Annotated in this window: 19 protein-coding genes; 12 read left to right on the forward strand and 7 right to left on the reverse strand. The window is 64.0% G+C overall.

Translation table 11 applies throughout. The features are described from left to right. Positions 1 to 10 precede the first annotated feature (10 nt). From fliN to AC4NN3_RS12150, 4 genes are read left to right on the forward strand one after another with little or no spacing between them, the layout of a single operon-like run. Positions 11 to 301: a flagellar motor switch protein FliN gene (fliN, locus tag AC4NN3_RS12135; RefSeq protein ID WP_491927593.1), complete on the forward strand. Its 291-nt coding sequence runs from the start codon at positions 11 to 13 to the stop codon at positions 299 to 301. Positions 302 to 313: 12 nt separating this feature from the next. Continuing rightward, positions 314 to 1,681 (forward strand): sigma-54-dependent transcriptional regulator FlbD, encoded by a 1,368-nt coding sequence (flbD, locus tag AC4NN3_RS12140; protein ID WP_491927357.1) that lies wholly within the window; start codon positions 314 to 316, stop codon positions 1,679 to 1,681. Between the two features lie 7 nt (positions 1,682 to 1,688). Then, positions 1,689 to 3,827: a flagellar biosynthesis protein FlhA gene (gene flhA, locus AC4NN3_RS12145; protein WP_491927358.1), complete on the forward strand. Its 2,139-nt coding sequence runs from the start codon at positions 1,689 to 1,691 to the stop codon at positions 3,825 to 3,827. A 2-nt stretch (positions 3,828 to 3,829) separates the two neighbouring features. Continuing rightward, positions 3,830 to 4,774 (forward strand): aminoglycoside phosphotransferase family protein, encoded by a 945-nt coding sequence (locus AC4NN3_RS12150; protein WP_491927359.1) that lies wholly within the window; start codon positions 3,830 to 3,832, stop codon positions 4,772 to 4,774. On the opposite strand, the gene AC4NN3_RS12155 is transcribed toward AC4NN3_RS12150, so the two are convergent. After that, positions 4,771 to 5,382: a LysE family translocator gene (locus AC4NN3_RS12155; RefSeq protein WP_491927360.1), complete on the reverse strand. Its 612-nt coding sequence runs from the start codon at positions 5,380 to 5,382 to the stop codon at positions 4,771 to 4,773. The genes AC4NN3_RS12150 and AC4NN3_RS12155 overlap by 4 nt on opposite strands. Then, positions 5,379 to 5,738, reverse strand: coding sequence for an iron chaperone (locus AC4NN3_RS12160; protein WP_491927361.1), 360 nt, complete (start codon positions 5,736 to 5,738; stop codon positions 5,379 to 5,381). The genes AC4NN3_RS12155 and AC4NN3_RS12160 overlap by 4 nt, the downstream gene beginning before the upstream one ends. Before the next feature lie 114 nt (positions 5,739 to 5,852). Between AC4NN3_RS12160 and AC4NN3_RS12165 the strand changes: the two genes are divergently transcribed. The 4 genes from AC4NN3_RS12165 (at position 5,853) to AC4NN3_RS12180 (ending at position 9,658) form a co-directional block, all read left to right on the forward strand. Further along, a complete protein-coding gene (locus AC4NN3_RS12165) occupies positions 5,853 to 6,923 on the forward strand; it encodes a zinc-binding metallopeptidase family protein (protein WP_491927362.1) in 1,071 nt (356 codons plus the stop codon). A gap of 33 nt (positions 6,924 to 6,956) precedes the next feature. After that, complete coding sequence (locus AC4NN3_RS12170; protein WP_491927363.1) at positions 6,957 to 7,412, forward strand: GNAT family N-acetyltransferase; 456 nt, start codon at positions 6,957 to 6,959, stop codon at positions 7,410 to 7,412. Positions 7,413 to 7,606: 194 nt separating this feature from the next. Beyond that, complete coding sequence (locus tag AC4NN3_RS12175; protein ID WP_491927364.1) at positions 7,607 to 8,635, forward strand: PRC-barrel domain-containing protein; 1,029 nt, start codon at positions 7,607 to 7,609, stop codon at positions 8,633 to 8,635. 102 nt (positions 8,636 to 8,737) lie between these two features. Beyond that, positions 8,738 to 9,658 carry a PRC-barrel domain-containing protein gene (locus tag AC4NN3_RS12180; RefSeq protein ID WP_491927365.1) on the forward strand — a complete coding sequence of 307 codons (921 nt, stop codon included), beginning with the start codon at positions 8,738 to 8,740 and terminating at the stop codon, positions 9,656 to 9,658. 53 nt (positions 9,659 to 9,711) lie between these two features. Here AC4NN3_RS12180 and rpoH read toward each other — a convergent pair whose 3' ends face one another. Both rpoH and AC4NN3_RS12190 read right to left on the reverse strand, forming a co-directional pair. Beyond that, the gene (gene rpoH, locus AC4NN3_RS12185) at positions 9,712 to 10,581 is read right to left on the reverse strand and encodes an RNA polymerase sigma factor RpoH (RefSeq protein WP_491927366.1); all 870 of its coding nucleotides are present in this window, start codon (positions 10,579 to 10,581) and stop codon (positions 9,712 to 9,714) included. Positions 10,582 to 10,811: 230 nt separating this feature from the next. Next, positions 10,812 to 11,840 carry an RluA family pseudouridine synthase gene (locus AC4NN3_RS12190; protein WP_491927367.1) on the reverse strand — a complete coding sequence of 343 codons (1,029 nt, stop codon included), beginning with the start codon at positions 11,838 to 11,840 and terminating at the stop codon, positions 10,812 to 10,814. Between AC4NN3_RS12190 and AC4NN3_RS12195 the strand changes: the two genes are divergently transcribed. Then, positions 11,839 to 12,186, forward strand: a complete 348-nt coding sequence (locus AC4NN3_RS12195; RefSeq protein ID WP_491927368.1) for a DUF6476 family protein — start codon at positions 11,839 to 11,841, stop codon at positions 12,184 to 12,186. The two genes, AC4NN3_RS12190 and AC4NN3_RS12195, sit on opposite strands and share 2 nt — an antisense overlap. Before the next feature lie 42 nt (positions 12,187 to 12,228). Here AC4NN3_RS12195 and AC4NN3_RS12200 read toward each other — a convergent pair whose 3' ends face one another. Beyond that, positions 12,229 to 13,380, reverse strand: a complete 1,152-nt coding sequence (locus AC4NN3_RS12200) for a hypothetical protein (protein WP_491927369.1) — start codon at positions 13,378 to 13,380, stop codon at positions 12,229 to 12,231. Positions 13,381 to 13,558: 178 nt separating this feature from the next. Continuing rightward, positions 13,559 to 14,128: a DUF1134 domain-containing protein gene (locus AC4NN3_RS12205; RefSeq protein ID WP_491927370.1), complete on the reverse strand. Its 570-nt coding sequence runs from the start codon at positions 14,126 to 14,128 to the stop codon at positions 13,559 to 13,561. A gap of 172 nt (positions 14,129 to 14,300) precedes the next feature. Here AC4NN3_RS12205 and AC4NN3_RS12210 point away from each other — a divergent pair, with 172 nt between their 5' ends. The 3 genes from AC4NN3_RS12210 to AC4NN3_RS12220 all read left to right on the forward strand — a co-directional run bounded on the left by AC4NN3_RS12210 (position 14,301) and on the right by AC4NN3_RS12220 (position 15,981). Then, the gene (locus tag AC4NN3_RS12210) at positions 14,301 to 14,738 is read left to right on the forward strand and encodes a YHS domain-containing (seleno)protein (RefSeq protein WP_491927371.1); all 438 of its coding nucleotides are present in this window, start codon (positions 14,301 to 14,303) and stop codon (positions 14,736 to 14,738) included. A 117-nt stretch (positions 14,739 to 14,855) separates the two neighbouring features. Further along, complete coding sequence (gene chpT / locus AC4NN3_RS12215) at positions 14,856 to 15,533, forward strand: histidine phosphotransferase ChpT (RefSeq protein ID WP_491927372.1); 678 nt, start codon at positions 14,856 to 14,858, stop codon at positions 15,531 to 15,533. Between the two features lie 82 nt (positions 15,534 to 15,615). Then, the gene (locus AC4NN3_RS12220; RefSeq protein WP_193334721.1) at positions 15,616 to 15,981 is read left to right on the forward strand and encodes a response regulator; all 366 of its coding nucleotides are present in this window, start codon (positions 15,616 to 15,618) and stop codon (positions 15,979 to 15,981) included. On the opposite strand, the gene AC4NN3_RS12225 is transcribed toward AC4NN3_RS12220, so the two are convergent. Further along, positions 15,978 to 17,246 (reverse strand): RNA polymerase sigma factor, encoded by a 1,269-nt coding sequence (locus tag AC4NN3_RS12225; RefSeq protein ID WP_491927373.1) that lies wholly within the window; start codon positions 17,244 to 17,246, stop codon positions 15,978 to 15,980. The genes AC4NN3_RS12220 and AC4NN3_RS12225 overlap by 4 nt on opposite strands. Positions 17,247 to 17,268: the final 22 nt, after the last annotated feature.

Below are 17,268 nucleotides of genomic sequence, written 5' to 3' on the forward strand. Positions count from 1 at the left end.
CTTCGAAGAGATGCTGGCCGCGGTCAAGGATGACGTCCCTGAGGCCTATGTCGAGCGCAGCGCCGCCGATCTCGAGGCCGTCTTCGACGTTCCCGTGCGCATATCGGTCGTGCTCGGCCGCACCAAGATGGCCGTTTCCGACCTGCTCAAGCTCGATACCGGCACCGTCATCGAGCTGGACCGTCAGGTCGGCGAGGCTGTTGAAATCTTCATCAATGAGCGCCTCGTGGCGCGTGGTGAAATCGTGCTGGTCGAGTCCAAGCTCGGCGTCACCATGACCGAAATCATCAAGCCGCAATAGGAGGAGCTCAGGATGCGTCTGCTAATCATCGGGGCCCTCGAAGGCCAGCTCAGTGAAGCCACCAAGATGGCCATGAATGGCGGCGCCAAGGTAGCGCACGCCCCCTCGGTCGAGATCGCCCTGGCCGCCCTGCGCGCCGGACGCGGCGCCGACCTGCTGCTGGTCGATGTGGTCATGGACATTGCCGGGCTCATTGCCGGGCTCGAGGCCGAGCGCATCGCCATTCCCGTGGTGGCCTGCGGCGTCGAGGCCAATGCTGCCGCCGCCGTCAATGCCATTCGCGCCGGCGCCAAGGAATACATCCCCCTGCCGCCCGATGCCGAGCTGATCGCTGCGGTCATTGCGGCCGTGGCCCGCGACAGCGCCGAATTTCTGTTTCGCGACCCCGCAATGGAACGCGTCGTCCGGATGGCCGACCAGATCGCCGGCTCCGATGCCTCCATCCTGATCACCGGCGAAAGCGGCACCGGCAAGGAAGTCATCGCCAAATACGTCCATGCCCGCAGCAAGCGCGCCAACAAGCCGTTCATCTCGATCAACTGCGCCGCCATTCCCGAGGCCTTGCTGGAATCCGAGCTTTTCGGACACGAAAAGGGTGCCTTCACCGGCGCTATTGCCCGACGCATCGGCAAGTTCGAGGAAGCCTCCGGCGGTACCCTGCTGCTCGACGAAATCAGCGAAATGGACGTACGCCTGCAGTCCAAGCTGCTGCGCGCCATCCAGGAGCGCCTGATCGACCGCGTCGGCGGCGGCAAGCCCGTCCCGGTCGACATCCGTATCCTCGCCACTTCCAACCGCAATCTCAACGACGCTGTCCGCGAAGGCAGCTTCCGCGAGGATCTGCTGTTCCGTCTCAACGTCGTCAATCTCAAGCTGCCCCCCCTGCGCGATCGCCCCGGCGACATCGCTGCGCTCAGCGAGCATTTTGTCGACAAATATGCCAAGGCCAATGGCCTGCCACCGCGCGTTCTCTCCCCTGACGCTCGTGCTGCCCTGCTCAAGGCCCCCTGGCCGGGAAATGTCCGTGAGCTGGAAAACACGTTGCATCGCGCGGTGTTGCTCTCTTCAGGCGATGTCATCGGTCCCGATGCCATCGTCCTGCCCGATGGCATGGGTCTCAATGATGTGGCCGCCGCCAGTTCGCTGTCATCGCAACTGGCGCAGACCGCACAAACCATGTCGGCGGCCCTGGTCGGCCGCACCGTGGCCGATGTCGAGCGCGACCTCATTCTCGATACCCTCGATCATACGCTGGGCAACCGTACCCATGCCGCCACGATCCTGGGCATCTCGATCCGGACGCTGCGCAACAAGCTCAACCAATATGCCGACGAGGGCAGCCCCGTGCCCGAGCCCGGCGAACGGCGCTCCGTCGCTTAGGACCTAGATGACCGACCTGCCCACCGGCCGCGCGCATTCCCCTTTCAAGCTGCCGACCGCCGCTTCGGTGCTGGACATCATGCGCTCGGGCGACATCGCCCTGGCCATGGGCGTCATGGGGCTCATCGTCATCCTCATCGTGCCGATCCCGCCGCTGCTGCTCGACGGCCTGCTGGCCATCTCGATCGTCTTTTCGGTGATGATCCTGATGACGGCGCTCTTCATCCAGAAGCCGCTCGAATTCTCCTCCTTCCCCACTGTGCTGCTGATTGCCACCATGCTGCGGCTGGGCCTCAACCTGGCCACGACCCGCCTGATCCTGGCCGAAGGCCATACCGGCACGGCCGCCGCCGGCCACGTGATCGAGGCCTTCGGCAATTTCGTCATGCGTGGCAATTTCGTCATCGGCGTCGTGGTCTTTGCCATCCTGGTGCTGGTCAACTTCATCGTCATCACCAAGGGTTCGGGCCGCATCGCCGAAGTGGCCGCCCGCTTCAACCTCGACGCCATGCCCGGCAAGCAGATGGCAATTGATGCCGATCTCAGCTCCGGCCTCATCGACGAGGATACCGCCAAGAAGCGCCGCGCCGAGCTCGAAGGCGAAAGCGCCTTTTTCGGTAACATGGACGGCGCCAGCAAGTTCGTGCGGGGCGATGCCATTGCCGGTCTGATCATCACCTTCATCAACGTCATCGCCGGCATCTTCATCGGCATGATGCAGGAGGGGCTCTCCATCCAGGAGGCCGGCAATGTCTATACCCTGCTAACCATCGGTGATGGCCTGGTCTCCCAGATCCCCGCCCTGATCGTTTCGACTGCCGCCGGTATCCTGGTGTCCAAGTCCGGCGTCACCGGCTCCGCCGACAAGGCGCTGTCGGCCCAGTTCACCGGCTATCCCCGCGCCCTGGGCATGTCCTCGGCAGTCATGGCCCTGCTGGCCTTCCTGCCCGGCATGCCGATCATTCCGTTTCTGTCCATTGCCGGCTTTGTCGGCTATGTCGCCTGGCGCTCCGCCCGCTCCAAGGACGAGCGCACGGCCGATGCCAGCCTTGCCGCGGTCAGCAAGGCGGCGGCCCAGCCGGGCGGCCCGGCCGGACCAAGCCAGGAACAGCCCATCACCGACAGCCTCAAGATCGACGAGCTCAAGCTCGAACTGGGCTATGGCCTGCTCAGCCTGGTCAAGGAAGATGAAAACGGCTCCGATCGCCTCACCGAGCAGATCAAGGCGCTGCGCCGCCAGCTTGCGACCGAACTGGGCTTCGTCATGCCGCCGGTGCGCATTCTCGACAACATGCAGCTCGAGCCCAATGCCTACAAGGTCCGCATCAAGGAAGTCGAAGCCGGCGCCGGCGAGATCTATGCCAACCAGCTCATGGTCATGGATCCCTATGGCAACCAGATCGACCTGCCGGGTCACCACACCACAGAGCCGACCTTCGGCCTGCCCGCCACCTGGATCGAGCCGGCTTTGCGCGACGAGGCCGAACTGCGCGGCCTCTCCATCATCGATCCGTCGACCGTGATCTCCACCCACCTCACCGAGGTGCTCAAGGCCAATGTGGCCGACCTGCTCAGCTACGCCAATGTGCAGTCCCTGCTGTCGGGCCTGCCCAAGGAGCAGCAGAAGCTGGTCGAGGACATCGTGCCCGGCCTCATCACCGTCTCGGGCGTACAGCGCGTGCTGCAGACCCTGCTCAACGAGCGCATCTCGATCCGCGATCTCTCCACCATTCTCGAGGCCATCGCCGAGATCGCCGGCAATGGCCGCTCGGTCCAGACCATTGCCGAGCATGTGCGCAGCCGCCTGGCGCGCCAGCTTTGTGCCGCCAATCTGGGGCCCGACGGCAACCTGCCGCTGCTGACGCTCGGGCCGCAGTGGGAGCGCGACTTTGCCGAAGCCATGGTCGGCGAGGGTGACAACCGCCATCTGGCCATGGCCCCATCGCGCCTGCAGCAGTTCATCGGCGCGGTCCAGACCGCCTATGAACGCGCCGCCCAGGCCGGCGAAATCCCGGTCCTCATCACCTCGCCCGGCATTCGCGCCCATGTCCGCGCCATCATCGAGCGCTTCCGCCCGCAAACCGTGGTCATGAGCCAGAACGAGGTGCATCCGCGCATCCGTCTCAAGACCGTCGGCAGCGTCTGACCATGAGCGAACCGGCCCGCTTTCCCGTCCCCGATGTGGTCAGCCGCCGCGCCGTTTCCGAAGGCGAGGCGGGCCTGGCCTGGCTGGCCGATCTGGACGACGTGCTGGCAAGTCTCGAACGGGACTGGGGCCTCACCATCGGCCCCGCTCTTCCGGGCGGCACCGCCGCCTTTGTTGCCGAAGCCACCACCCAGACCGGTGAGATTTTCATCCTCAAGCTCGGCACCCCCGGAACGCTGGTCGGCCGCCACGAGGCCGACGTGCTGCGCCGCGCCGACGGCCGCGGCTATGTCAAATTGCTCCGCCACGATCACGACCGCCATGCCATGCTGCTCGAGCGCCTGGGCGAGCGTCTCGATACGCTCGAACTGCCCTATGAGCGGCAGATCGACATCATGTGCGCTACCCTTCTGCGGGCCTGGATGCCCGCTCCCGCGGACCTGCCCTGCCCCACCGGCGCCGATAAGGCCAATAGTCTGGCGCAGGCCATTCTCACGCTCAGCTACGGCGCCAGCCAGCCCTGCGCCCAGGCCGTCATCGACCTGGCGCTGATGTATTGCCAGGATCGCGCCGCGGCCTATCGCCCGGAAAGTGCCGTGCTGGCGCATGGCGATCCGCACCCGGCCAATGTCCTGGTCCTGCCCGACAGCGAGCCGCTGCAGTTCCGTTTCATCGATCCCGATGGCCTCGCCATCGAGCCGGCCTATGATCTGGGCGTGCTGCTGCGGGCCTGGCACGAGGGCATTGCCGGCCGGCACGCCCACGATATCGCGCGCAGCCATGTCCGCCACCTGACGCGGCGCACCCAGGTGCCGAGCGAAGCCATCTGGCAATGGGGCTTTATCGAGCGCGTATCGACCGGCCTGCACCTGCTGCAGCTCGGTCAGATCGAGGAAGGCCGCGCCTATCTCGACGTGGCCGAAGCCATAACCAGCACGATGGGCTAACGCTCCATCAGCGCCAGCCGGGCACTGAGCAGCACGAAGACCCCCGCGAAGGTCCGCCGCATCCACACCATGATCGCCGGGCGCGTCACCAGCTGGCCACGGATAGCCGCGGCAAACAGCCCATAGATGGCGAACACGACAAAGCTGATCACCATGAACACGCCGCTGAGCTCGAGCATCTGGCGCAGCGCATGGGGCGCGCTGGCCGGCACGAACTGCGGCAGGAAAGCGAAAAAGAAGATCGACAGCTTGGGATTGAGAATGTTGATCAGCACAGCTTCGACCAGCACCTTGCGCACCGACTTGTCGGCGCTGTCGGCCTCCACGCTGAGCGAACTGGTATCGCGCAGTGTCGCCCAGGCCATATAGAGCAGATAGGCAACGCCGAGATATTTGATGATCTCGAAGGCCAGGGCACTGGTGTGCAGGATGGCCGCCAGCCCGGTAATGGCCGCCAGCATATGCGGGATGATCCCCAGCGTGCAGCCGAATGCCGCCCAGACACTGGCCCTGCTGCCCCGGCTCAATCCCGCTGCAATGGTGTAGAGCGCCCCGGTCCCCGGCGAGACCACGACAATCAGCGTAGTGATCAGAAATTCAATACTCACGATCCAGCTTCCAGTTGGGCGCGGCGCGCCGTCACGATTTGCGCGATGATATCATGCGGGATCGGCTTGCTATAGACCAAGAGCACCGTGTCCTTCTTGTCGCGATAGGGGCCGATCGCCGCCTCGAAATCGCCATCGCCGCGATAGACCGGATAGAGCCCGACATGGTTCTTCCACGCGGCGGCGTAGATCAGCGGGCGACCCGCAAGCTGCCAGCACGGCATGCCATACTTGATCACCTCGTCGGCCTCAGGCGCCAGGCTGGCAATGCGCTCCCGCAAAGCGGCAAAGATGTCCGCGATGCCATCGGGCAGGCTGGCCAGGTAGGTGTCGATGTTTTCGCTCTTGCGCGCCATGGCGGGCATCATCATATGCGCATAGTCGGCGCGCAAGACATCCTGGGATGAACTCCCCAGTCGCGGAACATGCCAATGCTTCGTGCATTGTTGCCGTGACGTATCGAGGATCCGATGAAGCTATTTGCCTGCGACCACTGCGGTAACACCGTCTATTTCGAAAATGCCAGCTGTGAGCGCTGCGGTCATACCCTGGGCTATCGTTCCGACAAGAACGCCCTGGTGTCGCTGGTCCAGCAGGCCGGCACCTGGGCCTCCTCGACCTTTCCCGACGAGCCCTACATATTCTGCCAGAATGCCCGGCATGGCGCCTGCAACTGGCTGATCCGTGCCGTGCCCGGCGGCGACACGTTCTGCGCCGCCTGCCGGCACAACGACACCATTCCCGATATCAGCGACCCGCTCAACCTGGCCCGCTGGCAGGTGATCGAGCGCGCCAAGAAGCGCCTGTTCTACTCCTTGCTCCGGCTCGACCTGCCCCTGCAGACCCGCAACAGCAATCCCGACCACGGCCTCTCCTTCCGCTTTCTGGCCGATACGCCCATCGCCAATGAACGGGTGCTGACCGGACACGAAAACGGCATCATCACCATTGCCTTGGTCGAGGCCGACGACGCCGAGCGCGAGGCGCGCCGCACCAGCATGGGCGAACCCTACCGCACCCTGCTCGGCCATTTCCGCCACGAGATCGGCCACCATTACTGGGACCTGCTGATCGATGGCCGCGCCCCGCTCCCCGAATTCCGCCGGCTGTTCGGCAATGAATCGGTGGACTATGCCCAGGCCCTGCAGGCCCACTATGCCGACGGCGCCCCCGCCGGCTGGTCGCAAAGCTATATCAGCAGCTACGCCACCGCCCATCCCTGGGAGGATTTCGCCGAAACCTTCGCCCATTATCTGCATATCGTGGACACTGTGGAGATGGCATCCGCCTTCGGCGTCCATGCCCGCGTTGACGGCCAGGAGGCCGACCTGTCCATCCAGACCGGCTTCGTGCCCTACAACGCCCCCGACGCCCAGACCATCGTCGACAACTGGGTACCTGTGGCCAGCATGCTGAACAATCTCAACCGTGCCATGGGCCATCCCGATGCCTATCCCTTCGTCCTGACGCCGCAGGTGATAGAAAAGCTCAGCTTCGTGCATCAGCTGGTGCATCGGCAGTGGACCCTGGGTGCCCGCTAGGCAACCGGGGCCACACTCGGCTATCCTGGCGCCATGACCAGTACCATCCTCATCGTCCCGCCCTTCTCCACCCTCTGCAATGCCGCCTTTGCCCTGCGCCGCGAGGTCTTCGTCTGGGAGCAGAAGGTGCCCGAGGCCGAAGAAAACGACGCCGACGACCTGACCGCCACCCACTTTGTCGCCATCACCGCGGGCGAAGTGGTCGGCACTCTGCGCCTGCTCGACAAGCCCGAACATGTCAAGATTGGCCGCGTCGCCGTGCGCCAGGCCTTTCGGGGCCAGGGCATCGCCAAGGCAATGATCCACGCCGCCATGGCGCATGCACGCCAGGCCGGGCGCGATCGCTTCTACCTTACCGCCCAGTCCGACAAGCTCGGCTTTTACGAGCGGCTGGGCTTTGCCGCCTTCGGCCCCGAATTCATCGATGGCGGCATGCCGCACCGCGCCATGCGCAGCTACGACCACGCCAGCGCCCGCCTCAGCGATTAACCTGCGCCCGGCGCGCCAATAACGCATCTGATGAGAGAGCCCACGGTCAAACATCCGAGGGCGCCGAAAAATTCCTTCGGAACGTCTCGGCGTATCGATGCGTTGTTTCAGCATCATGGGCCGCACGGTGCGCCACAGCCAAGTTTTGCACCGCACGGCCCGTTCACTTCAAGAATGAACATACGGAGCTTACTATGATCCGCACCCTTCTGGCCAGTACGGCCCTCGCAGCCTTGATGTCGACTGGCGCCATGGCGCAGGACGCAGCGCCTGCCACCGATCCAATGGCCCCGGCGACGACCACGGAAGCCCCTGGGACTGACGCCGCACCGACCGGTGTGGACACGGCGCCCGATACCAGCGTGACCACCGATACGAATGCCGATGACGCCATGGCCGCAGACCACACCATGTCGCCAGGCTTTGACCTTTCGGCCGGCTATAGCGCTGTCGATACCGACAATCTGGCAACCCGCCTGATCGGTCAGCCCGTGTTCTCCAGCAATGGTGATGACGCCGAGGAAATCGGCAACGTCAGCGATCTGGTATTCAGCGAGAACGGCGAAATCACTGCGGTGATCATCGGCGTCGGTGGCTTCCTCGGCATCGGTGAAAAGTCGGTTGCCGTGGACTTCTCCGAGCTCGAGTTCTCCCTCGCCGCCGACAATACTGAGCGCTGGGTGCTGCCTACCACGGCCGACGCCCTCAATGCCGCACCGGACTTCGTCTGGATGGAAGATGAGCCTGCCGATGTCGACGCCATGGGCACTACCGATGGCATGGCCCCAGCAGATCCGGCTATGACGCCGGCGGACCCCGCCATGGCTCCGGCTGACCCAGCCGTCGCACCTGCTGACGGCGCTGCATTGCCCATGAGCATGCCGCGCGAAGGTTACGCAACCGTCGAGACCGAAGCTCTCACCGCCGAAAACCTCACCGGCGCAACCGTTATCGGCCCCGATGGCGACGACATTGCGCAGGTCAATGACATCCTGTTGACCGCCGATGGCCAGATCGATGCGATGGTGGTCGACTTTGGTGGTTTCCTTGGCATCGGCCAGAAGCGCGTTGCCGTGAGCTTGGACAATCTCGAGTTTGCCGCCAATGAAAGCGGCGACCTGGTGATCTATAGCGACTTCACCCGCGAGCAGCTGGAGACCCAGCCGGAATACGACGAAAACACCTATGCGACCGATCCGGCGCAGCGCGTCACCGATATGTAGTCTCGGCTCACCGGTCTTCCGGTCCGACGATCCATCGCGGATCACCCTATGAAGGGCCGGCGCAGCCGGCCCTTTTCACGCGTTCCGTTGGAGGATTTCTCAATGCGTCTCGCTCTTTGCACGCTTTCCCTGTTGTTGCTGGCTCCTGCCAGCTGGGCGCAAGACGTCGTCCCGCCCGCGCCGGGCTCCGAACTCGCCCGCACCGGCATTGTCGCGCCCACGGTGCTCGCGCGCGGCTATGTCGTCACCGGTGCCGATACCCTCGTCACCAAGCTGCTCGACAAGACCGTCTATACCTCAAGTGCCGATGATGCCGTTGAGATCGGCAAGATAGTCGACATGGTCGTTACCCCCAGCATCGGCATTTCGGCAGTCGTCATTGGCGTTGGCGGATTTCTGGGCATCGGCACCAAGGACGTGGCGGTGGACTTCGCCGAACTGCAGTGGCAGCAGGCCAGTGACGGGACCTATCGCTGGGTATTGGCCACGACCGTCGAGGCGCTGACGGCTGCGCCCGCCTTCATCTGGGCCGACAGCGAACGGACCACCGGCGAACCCGCCCTGACTCCTGACGAAGAAGAGGCACAGCTGGTCGATGGCAATCCCAATGTCACGGCAATCGACCCCGCGCTGACCACCGATCAGCCCGGCCGCCAGGCTGCCGGCACCGTAGTGGATCGCACCGGGTTTTCCACGGTCGATACTGCGGGCCTGAGCACCGAGCAGATGCTGGGTATCGGCGTCTACGGCATTGGCGACCAGCAGATCGGCACCATTGCCCAGGTGCTGGAAAATGCCGATGGGAGTGTTGACGCGATCATCGTCGATGTCGGCGGCTTTCTCGGCCTCGGGGCCAAGCCCGTAGCAGTCGCCTATGAAAACCTGACCTTTTCGACCGATACCAGCGACAACCGCTACCTGTTCATCAACGCCGACCGGGTCCAGCTTGAGGACCAGCCGGCCTATGATGCGACGACCTATGCGCAGGAGCGCGACATCCAGCGTATGATCGTTACGCCCTGACGCGACGAAAAAGGCGGGCCACCGGCCCGCCTTTTCAGGTTCTCTCGTCGCCCTCAGTGCGCGCCGGCGGCTTCCCGTACGGCATCCTGCACTTTTTCAAAGGCGCGCACCTCAATCTGGCGAATGCGCTCGCGGCTCACGTCATATTGCTGGGCCAGTTCTTCCAGCGTCGACGGGTTCTCCTGCAGCCGGCGGGCATGGAAGATCGCCTTTTCGCGCTCATTGAGCACATCCATGGCGGTGGTCAGCAGACCCATGCGCTCGGAATACTCTTCGCTTTCGCCCAAGGCGGTTTCCTGGCTCGGCGTGTCGTCGACCAGCCAGTCCTGCCACTCCGACGAGCCTTCATCGGCCCGCATCGGCGAATTGAGCGACGCATCGCCGGACAGACGCGCATTCATCGACACCACATCGGCCTCGGTGACCTTGAGCGTGGTGGCAATCTGCGTGATCTGGTCGGGATGCAGCGCGCCATCATCGAGAGCCGCGATCTGGCCCTTCACCTTGCGCAAGTTGAAGAACAGCCGCTTCTGCGCGGCCGTGGTGCCGATCTTGACCAGGCTCCACGAGCGCAGCACATATTCCTGGATCGCTGCCCGGATCCACCACATGGCATAGGTGGCCAGCCGGAAGCCCTTGTCGGGCTCGAAGCGCTTGACCGCGTGCATCAGGCCGACATTGCCTTCCGAGATTACTTCGGAGATCGGCAGGCCGTAGCCGCGATAGCCCATGGCGATCTTGGCCACCAGCCGCAGATGGCTGGTGATCAGCTTCTGCGCGGCGCCTGGATCTTCATGTTCCTTGTAGCGCTTGGCCAGCATGAACTCTTCATCCGGCTCCAGCATGGGGAACTTCCGGATTTCCTGCAGATAGCGGCTGAGCCCGCCTTCGGCTGAAAGCACTGGCAAATTCGTTTGGGCCATCATTGCACCCCTTTCGTTTTCCCCCGCATGCCGCGGGCGGAATAGCATCAGTCCATCGACGTCCGGCCAGACCATCGTCAGACGACGATGGATATATAGGAGACCAGTTTGGCGATTGTAAGATGCGAACGTTGCATCAACATTGCGCAAGTGGCGCCGCCGCCGGAAACCTCCCCTTATCTGAATCAAATGCATGGTCGGCGCTATTGCGCCATCACCATGTGGTCAATCTAGCGGGCAAACGCCTTGTTGTAATCACCCAGCGCCTCTTCCAGCGCTTCGAGGTCGGGCGGCAGCGGCGCCTCGAACGACATTTCTTCCTTGGTCACCGGATGCTCGAAGCCCAGCTCGGCCGCATGCAGCGCCTGCCGGCCCAGTGCCTGGATCGGCGCGGCGACTTCCGGTGGTAGCCGGTTGATCTTGGTGGCATAGCCCGACGCATAGACGCTGTCGGCGACCAGCGGGTGGCCGATATGAGCCATATGGACGCGGATCTGATGCGTGCGACCGGTCTCGAGCTGGCACTGGATGCGGGTAATATCCCAGCCCTCGTCGCCAAAACGCGCCTCCACCATATAGTGGGTGATGGCTTCGCGGCCGTCCTTGCGCACGGTCTGCTTCAGCCGGTTGTTCTGGTCGCGCCCCAACGGGGCGTCGATGCTGCCCTTGGCCGTCTCGGTCGACCCCCACACAAAGGCAATATAGGCCCGGTGCAGCGGGCCAGTGCGGCCGTGATCGGCAAACTGCGCCGACAGGTGCCGATGCGCCCGCTCGGTCTTGGCGGCAACCATGACGCCGGAAGTGTCGCGATCCAGCCGGTGCACGATGCCGGGGCGCTTGACCCCGCCAATACCCTGCAGGCTTTCCCCGCAGTGGTAGATCAGCGCATTGACCAGCGTGCCATTGGGGGAGCCGGGAGCCGGATGCACCACCATGCCGACCGGCTTGTTGATCACGATCAGTTGGTCATCCTCATACAGGATATCGAGCGGGATATTCTCCGCCTGCGGCTCGGGATCTTCTGGGGGCGGGGCCAGAAGAATGATTGTCTCGCCGGCGCTAAGCCGGTATTTGGGCTCACTGACGGGTTTGCCGTCGATGCTGACGGCGCCGGTCAGGATAAGGTCCTTGATCCGGCTGCGGCTGAGGACGCTGTAGGCCTTGGCCAGTGCAGCGTCGAGCCGCCCGCCGGCCATCTCGGCATCGACCACGACTTCAACCTCGTCGCCCTCGAACTCTAGTGCGGTATCTTCGGCCATGGCTAATCCTAACGAAACTGAGCCCAGCGAGCAAAAGGCGGACGAACCGTTCACGCCCGAGGCTCTCGCGATGCTGGGGAAGGCACGCCGCTCGTTCGGTATCTCGATCGGCATCCTGTTGCTGGGCTTTATGGCGATTGGCGTCGCCCTTGTCTATCGCGTGATGCGCGATGCCCCCCCGCCAGCCATCGCCGAGGCCATTTCCCTGCCCGCCGGCGCCGTGGTGGTCTCGGCCCTGGTCAGTGAAGGCGCCATCAACGTCACCTATACGCTCGACGGCGTCACCACGCTCGCTTTGTTCAATCAGGAAACCGGCGAGCTAACCCGCAGCGTCGGCATCCGCTAGGGTCCTGTCGCCCGGCAGACGGCCAGCAGCACGCCGTTCGACCTAGCGATCCTGGATTTCCCGCAGCGCCGCCATGCGATCGGACACCGAGCCGCGGCGACTGATCGGCATGGGGTCCGCCGGCAGGGCATCGCGGCTTTCCCCGTCATCGGCAAAGCGCTGCACCCGGTCAAACAGGCTCTCTTCGGGGTTCGGTGCCACTGGGGTGTCGGTGTCGACGGCATAGACCAGCCGACTGACGCTGGCAGCTATATCGTTGAGTCTTTCGCGCAGATAGGCCTCTTCGAGCCGTTCATTGTCCCAATCGGCCATGATGCTCGATTCCACGCCAAGCACCTTCTTGCGCAGGGTTTCAACCTCGGCCTCCAGCGCCAGCTTGTCGGCCAGCAGATGCTCGGCCCGCCCGGTCGCCCTGTCGACGACCTGCTGGCTCTCGGCCAGGATGGCATTGAGCCGGTTTTCAGCACTGGCCATGCGCGCTTCGGCCGCCACCAGCCCATCGGTGTCGCTGGCCTTGCTGTCATCGCGCTCGGCGAGTGCCGCACGCATGCGGGCGATGGCCGCGTTGGTTTCGGCGCTGCGCCGGTCCGTGGTCTCGAGCCGGTCGACCAGGCTCTTGGCCTGATCTTCAAGAAACCCCGCCCGCTTCTGCTCGATGAGCAGCGCGGCGCCCAGTCGCTCGATATCCTGCTCGTAATCGCCGGTCAGCATATGGCCGTCGACCAGACCGGTCTTGGGCAGCGTGTCGCGCTCGCTGGCGCGCTGCGCCAGGTCGCGCTCGCGCATCCGCAACCGCTGCGTCAGGTCGGTCGCTTCGCGCTCCAGCTCGGTCACGCGGCTGCGCAGGGCGCTGCCCCGGCTCTCCAGTTCGGCGATGATTTCAAGGTTCTTGTCGCGCTCTGCCTTCAGCAGCACCAGCTCGTTGCGCTTCTGGTTGACGTCGCCCAGTTGCTCGGCCAAGCGCTTGCGCAAGGTCTCGACATTGATCTCCAGCCGCCGCGTCGACAGCGCAAACTCGGCCCGCAGCTGATCCTTGTCGGCGCGGAACTCGGCCAGCGTGATGGGCGTCGCCGCCTCGATGCGTCGCTTGGTCAGCCGCACCGCGCGCTTCCACACGGCCGGCAGCATGATCAGTGCAACCAGGCTCGCGACCAGCAGGCCCAGCGCGAAATACATGACGTTCTCGATGAGCATCGGCCGAACTCCGAAACCAGGGGCTTGGACCCGCCTGGACCTCCCCGTTCTGGCAGCAATGGCGCAGTGCCGCCATCATCACCAGTGCTTAACCCTAACGCGGATGGGCGTCCCCGTCACGACAATGCCGGGGTTTTGAGCCCCGGCATGGTAAAATTGATCGGCGGCAGTTAATGTCTCAGAAGGGGTTCCAGGTCGGCTCATTGGTGAACTTGAGATAGCCCACATTCACCCCCAGCCGCGCCCCGACCCCGGAACGGATCGGCACCATCACCACATTGCCGCGCTTCAGCACGGTCATGCCGAAGCCGCCCAGCACATAGGCCGAGCCATCGACGCCGGCAAACCGCCCCAGCGCGTCAGGCACCTGGCTGAGATTGTAGACCAGCATCATGACCTTGGAGCCGTCGCCGCCCACGTCGAAGCCGATCGAGGGCCCCTGCCAGAAGATATTGAACTCGCCGGCATTGCGGGTATGCAGAATCCCCTCGCCGTAACGGGCGCCGGCAAACAGCGCCCCGCCGGCGTCTTCACCCAGAATATAGCCATTGGGCAGGCCGAACTGGCTGACCGCCCGTTCCACAACCGAGGCCAGGCCTTGCGAGGCAGAGCCAAAGAACTGCTTGCCGTTATTGACCAGGTCTTCGCCCGAATAGGTGTCGCTGAGCGATCCCTGCGCGAAGGCGGCCGGAACCGGTGCAGCCACCGCGCACAGCATGGCAAACAGAATGACGAGGCGTCTGATCATCGGAGAACTCCTGGCGAGGGCAAATACGGCAATTGCAGGCGTATAGGCACTTGGACCTTAACTTTTGTGAGGCAGTCTGAAATCCGCCCGCATGCCGATCATTGATTTGAAGATGAAGCAAACCTCTAAACAAATCTTAACCATTCTCGCCTTTGTTTTGCCGCTATTGGGCATGGTCGCGAACACCCTGCAGCCGGCGCGCGCGCAGTCCGTGGTCACCCTGATCGTCACCGATCCGCTCACCGGCCTGGCCATTTCGGGCATGGACCCGGTAAGCTACTTTACCGAACCGGCCCCCCTGCTGGGGCGCGCCGAATACGAATTCAACTGGCAGAATGTCGTCTGGCGGTTCGCCACGGCGGCCAACCGCGATATCTTCGCTACCGCGCCCGACATCTATGCCCCCCAATATGGCGGACATGATGTCACCGGCGTGTCGCGCGGCTTCGTCTCCGACAGCGACGCGTCGATTTTCGTTGTCTTCAAGCAGCGGCTCTATCTTTTCTATTCGGCCGCCAACCGCGAAGCCTTCCTGCTGTCGCCTGACGCCGCGGCCCGCACGGCCGAGGAAAAATGGCCCGAACTGTCCAAGAACCTCTCCATCAACTGAACTTCCTGGTGGACGCACTGTCCCCGGTATCAATTGGGGGTCCACTTTTAACCCTCAGCATCTAATGTCGGCAAAAGTGATTCTTTGCCGACATTCCCGCGCTACGGAGACAGCAGCATGGCCGACATCATCGACCTTAAGGCAACCGACCTCGCGGCGATGCTCTGCAGCCGCGTCTGTCATGACCTGATCAACCCGATCGGCGCCATCGGCAATGGCCTTGAAGTGCTGGGCGACCCGGCCCAGTCCGACATGGCCGACGGTGCCCGCGACCTGATCGCCAATGCCGCGCGCCAGAGCCGCGCCAAGCTCGAATTCGCCCGCCTGGCCTATGGCGCTTCCTCCACCTCGGGCACCGACATCGACACGCGCGAATGCGAGCGGGTCGCCCGCATCCTGTTCGAGATCGAAAAGGCCGATCTGGAATGGAATGTGCCGCTGATCCTGCTGCCCAAGCACAAGGCCAAGCTGTTCATGAACATGCTGCTGATTGCCGCCATGTCCGTCCCGCGCGGCGGCCAGGTCACTGCGGCCATCAATGGCGATGCCGGCAATGAGCGGTTCGAGTTCACCTCCAGGAGCGATCCCGAGAAGCGCCAGAAGACCCTGATCCCATCCGGCGCGGCGGGCCTGCTCGCCGGCACCCCTGATGAGGGCTTCGTCGATGCCCGCGGTATCCAGCCCTTCTATACCGGCATTCTCGCCCGCATGACCGACATGGATATCAGCATCGGCATCGAGAATGACGTCTTCCTGTTTACGGCAATCCCTCGCCCGGCCGAAACGGCGGCGTAACGGTCAGCACTTTGCTAACCAAATGCTAGGAACTGCTGCGTCACAATGAATGGCGCGTCAGTCGCTGCGGAGCCCTTTCGACATGAAGTCCTGCCTGATCGTCGATGACTCGACCGTCGTGCGCAAAGTCGCACGCCGCATCCTCGAGAATATGGACTACATTGTCGATGAAGCCGAAGACGGCCAGGAAGCCTTCGACAAATGCCGCGCCGAAATGCCTGACGCCATCTTGCTCGACTGGAACATGCCCATCCTGTCCGGGCTGGAATTCCTCAAGCTTTTAAGGGGTTATGTCGGCGGCGAGAAACCCTACGTGGTCTACTGCACCGTCGAGAACGACATCGGCGCCATTGCGCTGGCCCTCAAGGCCGGTGCCAGCGACTATATGATGAAGCCCTTCGACCGCACCATTCTCGAATCCAAGTTCGACCTCGACCAAGCCGCCTAGCCCTGTTCGGCCGCGGCCGCGCGTCCCATCAGATAGTCCCGCTCGCGCGCATTGCGCGTCAGTGCCGCAGCCCGCGTGAACTCGGCAGCCGCCTCCGCCTGCCGCCCCAGCCGGCTCAACATATCCCCGCGCACGCCGAACAGCAGGTGGTAGTCTGCCAGGGCAGGATCATTTCGGATCGCGTCGACCACGACCAGCCCCGCCGCCGGCCCCTCGGCCATGGACACCGCCACCGCCCGGTTGAGCTCGATCACCGCCGAGGGCGTCCGCGCCATCAGCATCCCGTAGAGCGCGGCAATTCTTGACCAGTCCGTATCGGCCGCCTTGCGGGCCCGCGCATGACAGGCCGCGATCGCTGCCTGCAGCGCATAGGGTCCATCCTCCCCACCCAGCGCCAGGGCCTGCTCCAGCGCCAGCAGACCCCGTTCGATCAGCAGCCAGTCCCAGCGCCCGCGGTCCTGGTCCGGCAGCAAGACCGGCGCGCCAGAGCGATCTGTGCGAGCCCCCAGCCGCGACGCCTGGATTTCCATGAGCGCCGCCAGCGCATGCACTTCGGATTCCTCCGGCGCCAGCCGGGCCAGCACGCGTCCCAGGCGCATGGCTTCCTCGCAGAGCTGTGGTCGGATCCAGTCCTGCCCCGCCGTGGCCGAATAGCCCTCGTTGAAGATCAGGTAGATGACGCTGAGCACCGAGCCCAGCCGCGCCGCCCGTTCGGGCCCCCGCGGCACCTCGAAAGGAATGCCGGCCTGGGCAATGGTCTTTTTCGCCCGCACAATGCGTTGCCCGATTGTCGGCTCGGCCACCAGGAAAGCCCGCGCGATCTCCTCGGTGGTCAGTCCACCCAGCAGTCGCAGGGTCAGCGCAATGCGCGCTTCAGGCGACAGGATTGGATGGCAGGAGGTAAACATCAGCCGCAGCAGATCGTCGCCCACCTCATCGTCAATGGCCTCATGCAGGCTCTCGATGACGTCGGGCTGTTCGTTCTCGATACCCCGGCCGACCTCGGCCAGCTTGGTCGCCGCCATCGCCTTGTGGCGGAAATGATCGATTGCCCGCCGCTTGGCGGTCTGCATCAGCCAGGCGCCGGGATTGTGCGGCACACCCGCCTCCGGCCACGCCTTGAGCGCCGAGACCAGGGCATCCTGGGCGAATTCCTCGGCCAACGAAATGTCGCGCACCATTCGCGTCAGCCCGGCGATAAGGCGGGGCCGCTCGATCTTCCACGTAACCGTGATAGCGCGATGGATCTCGGACTCGGTCGTCATGGACCGCAATTGAGCAGGCCGC

It is taken from the genome of Devosia sp. MDV22-iso42 (assembly GCF_058629155.1).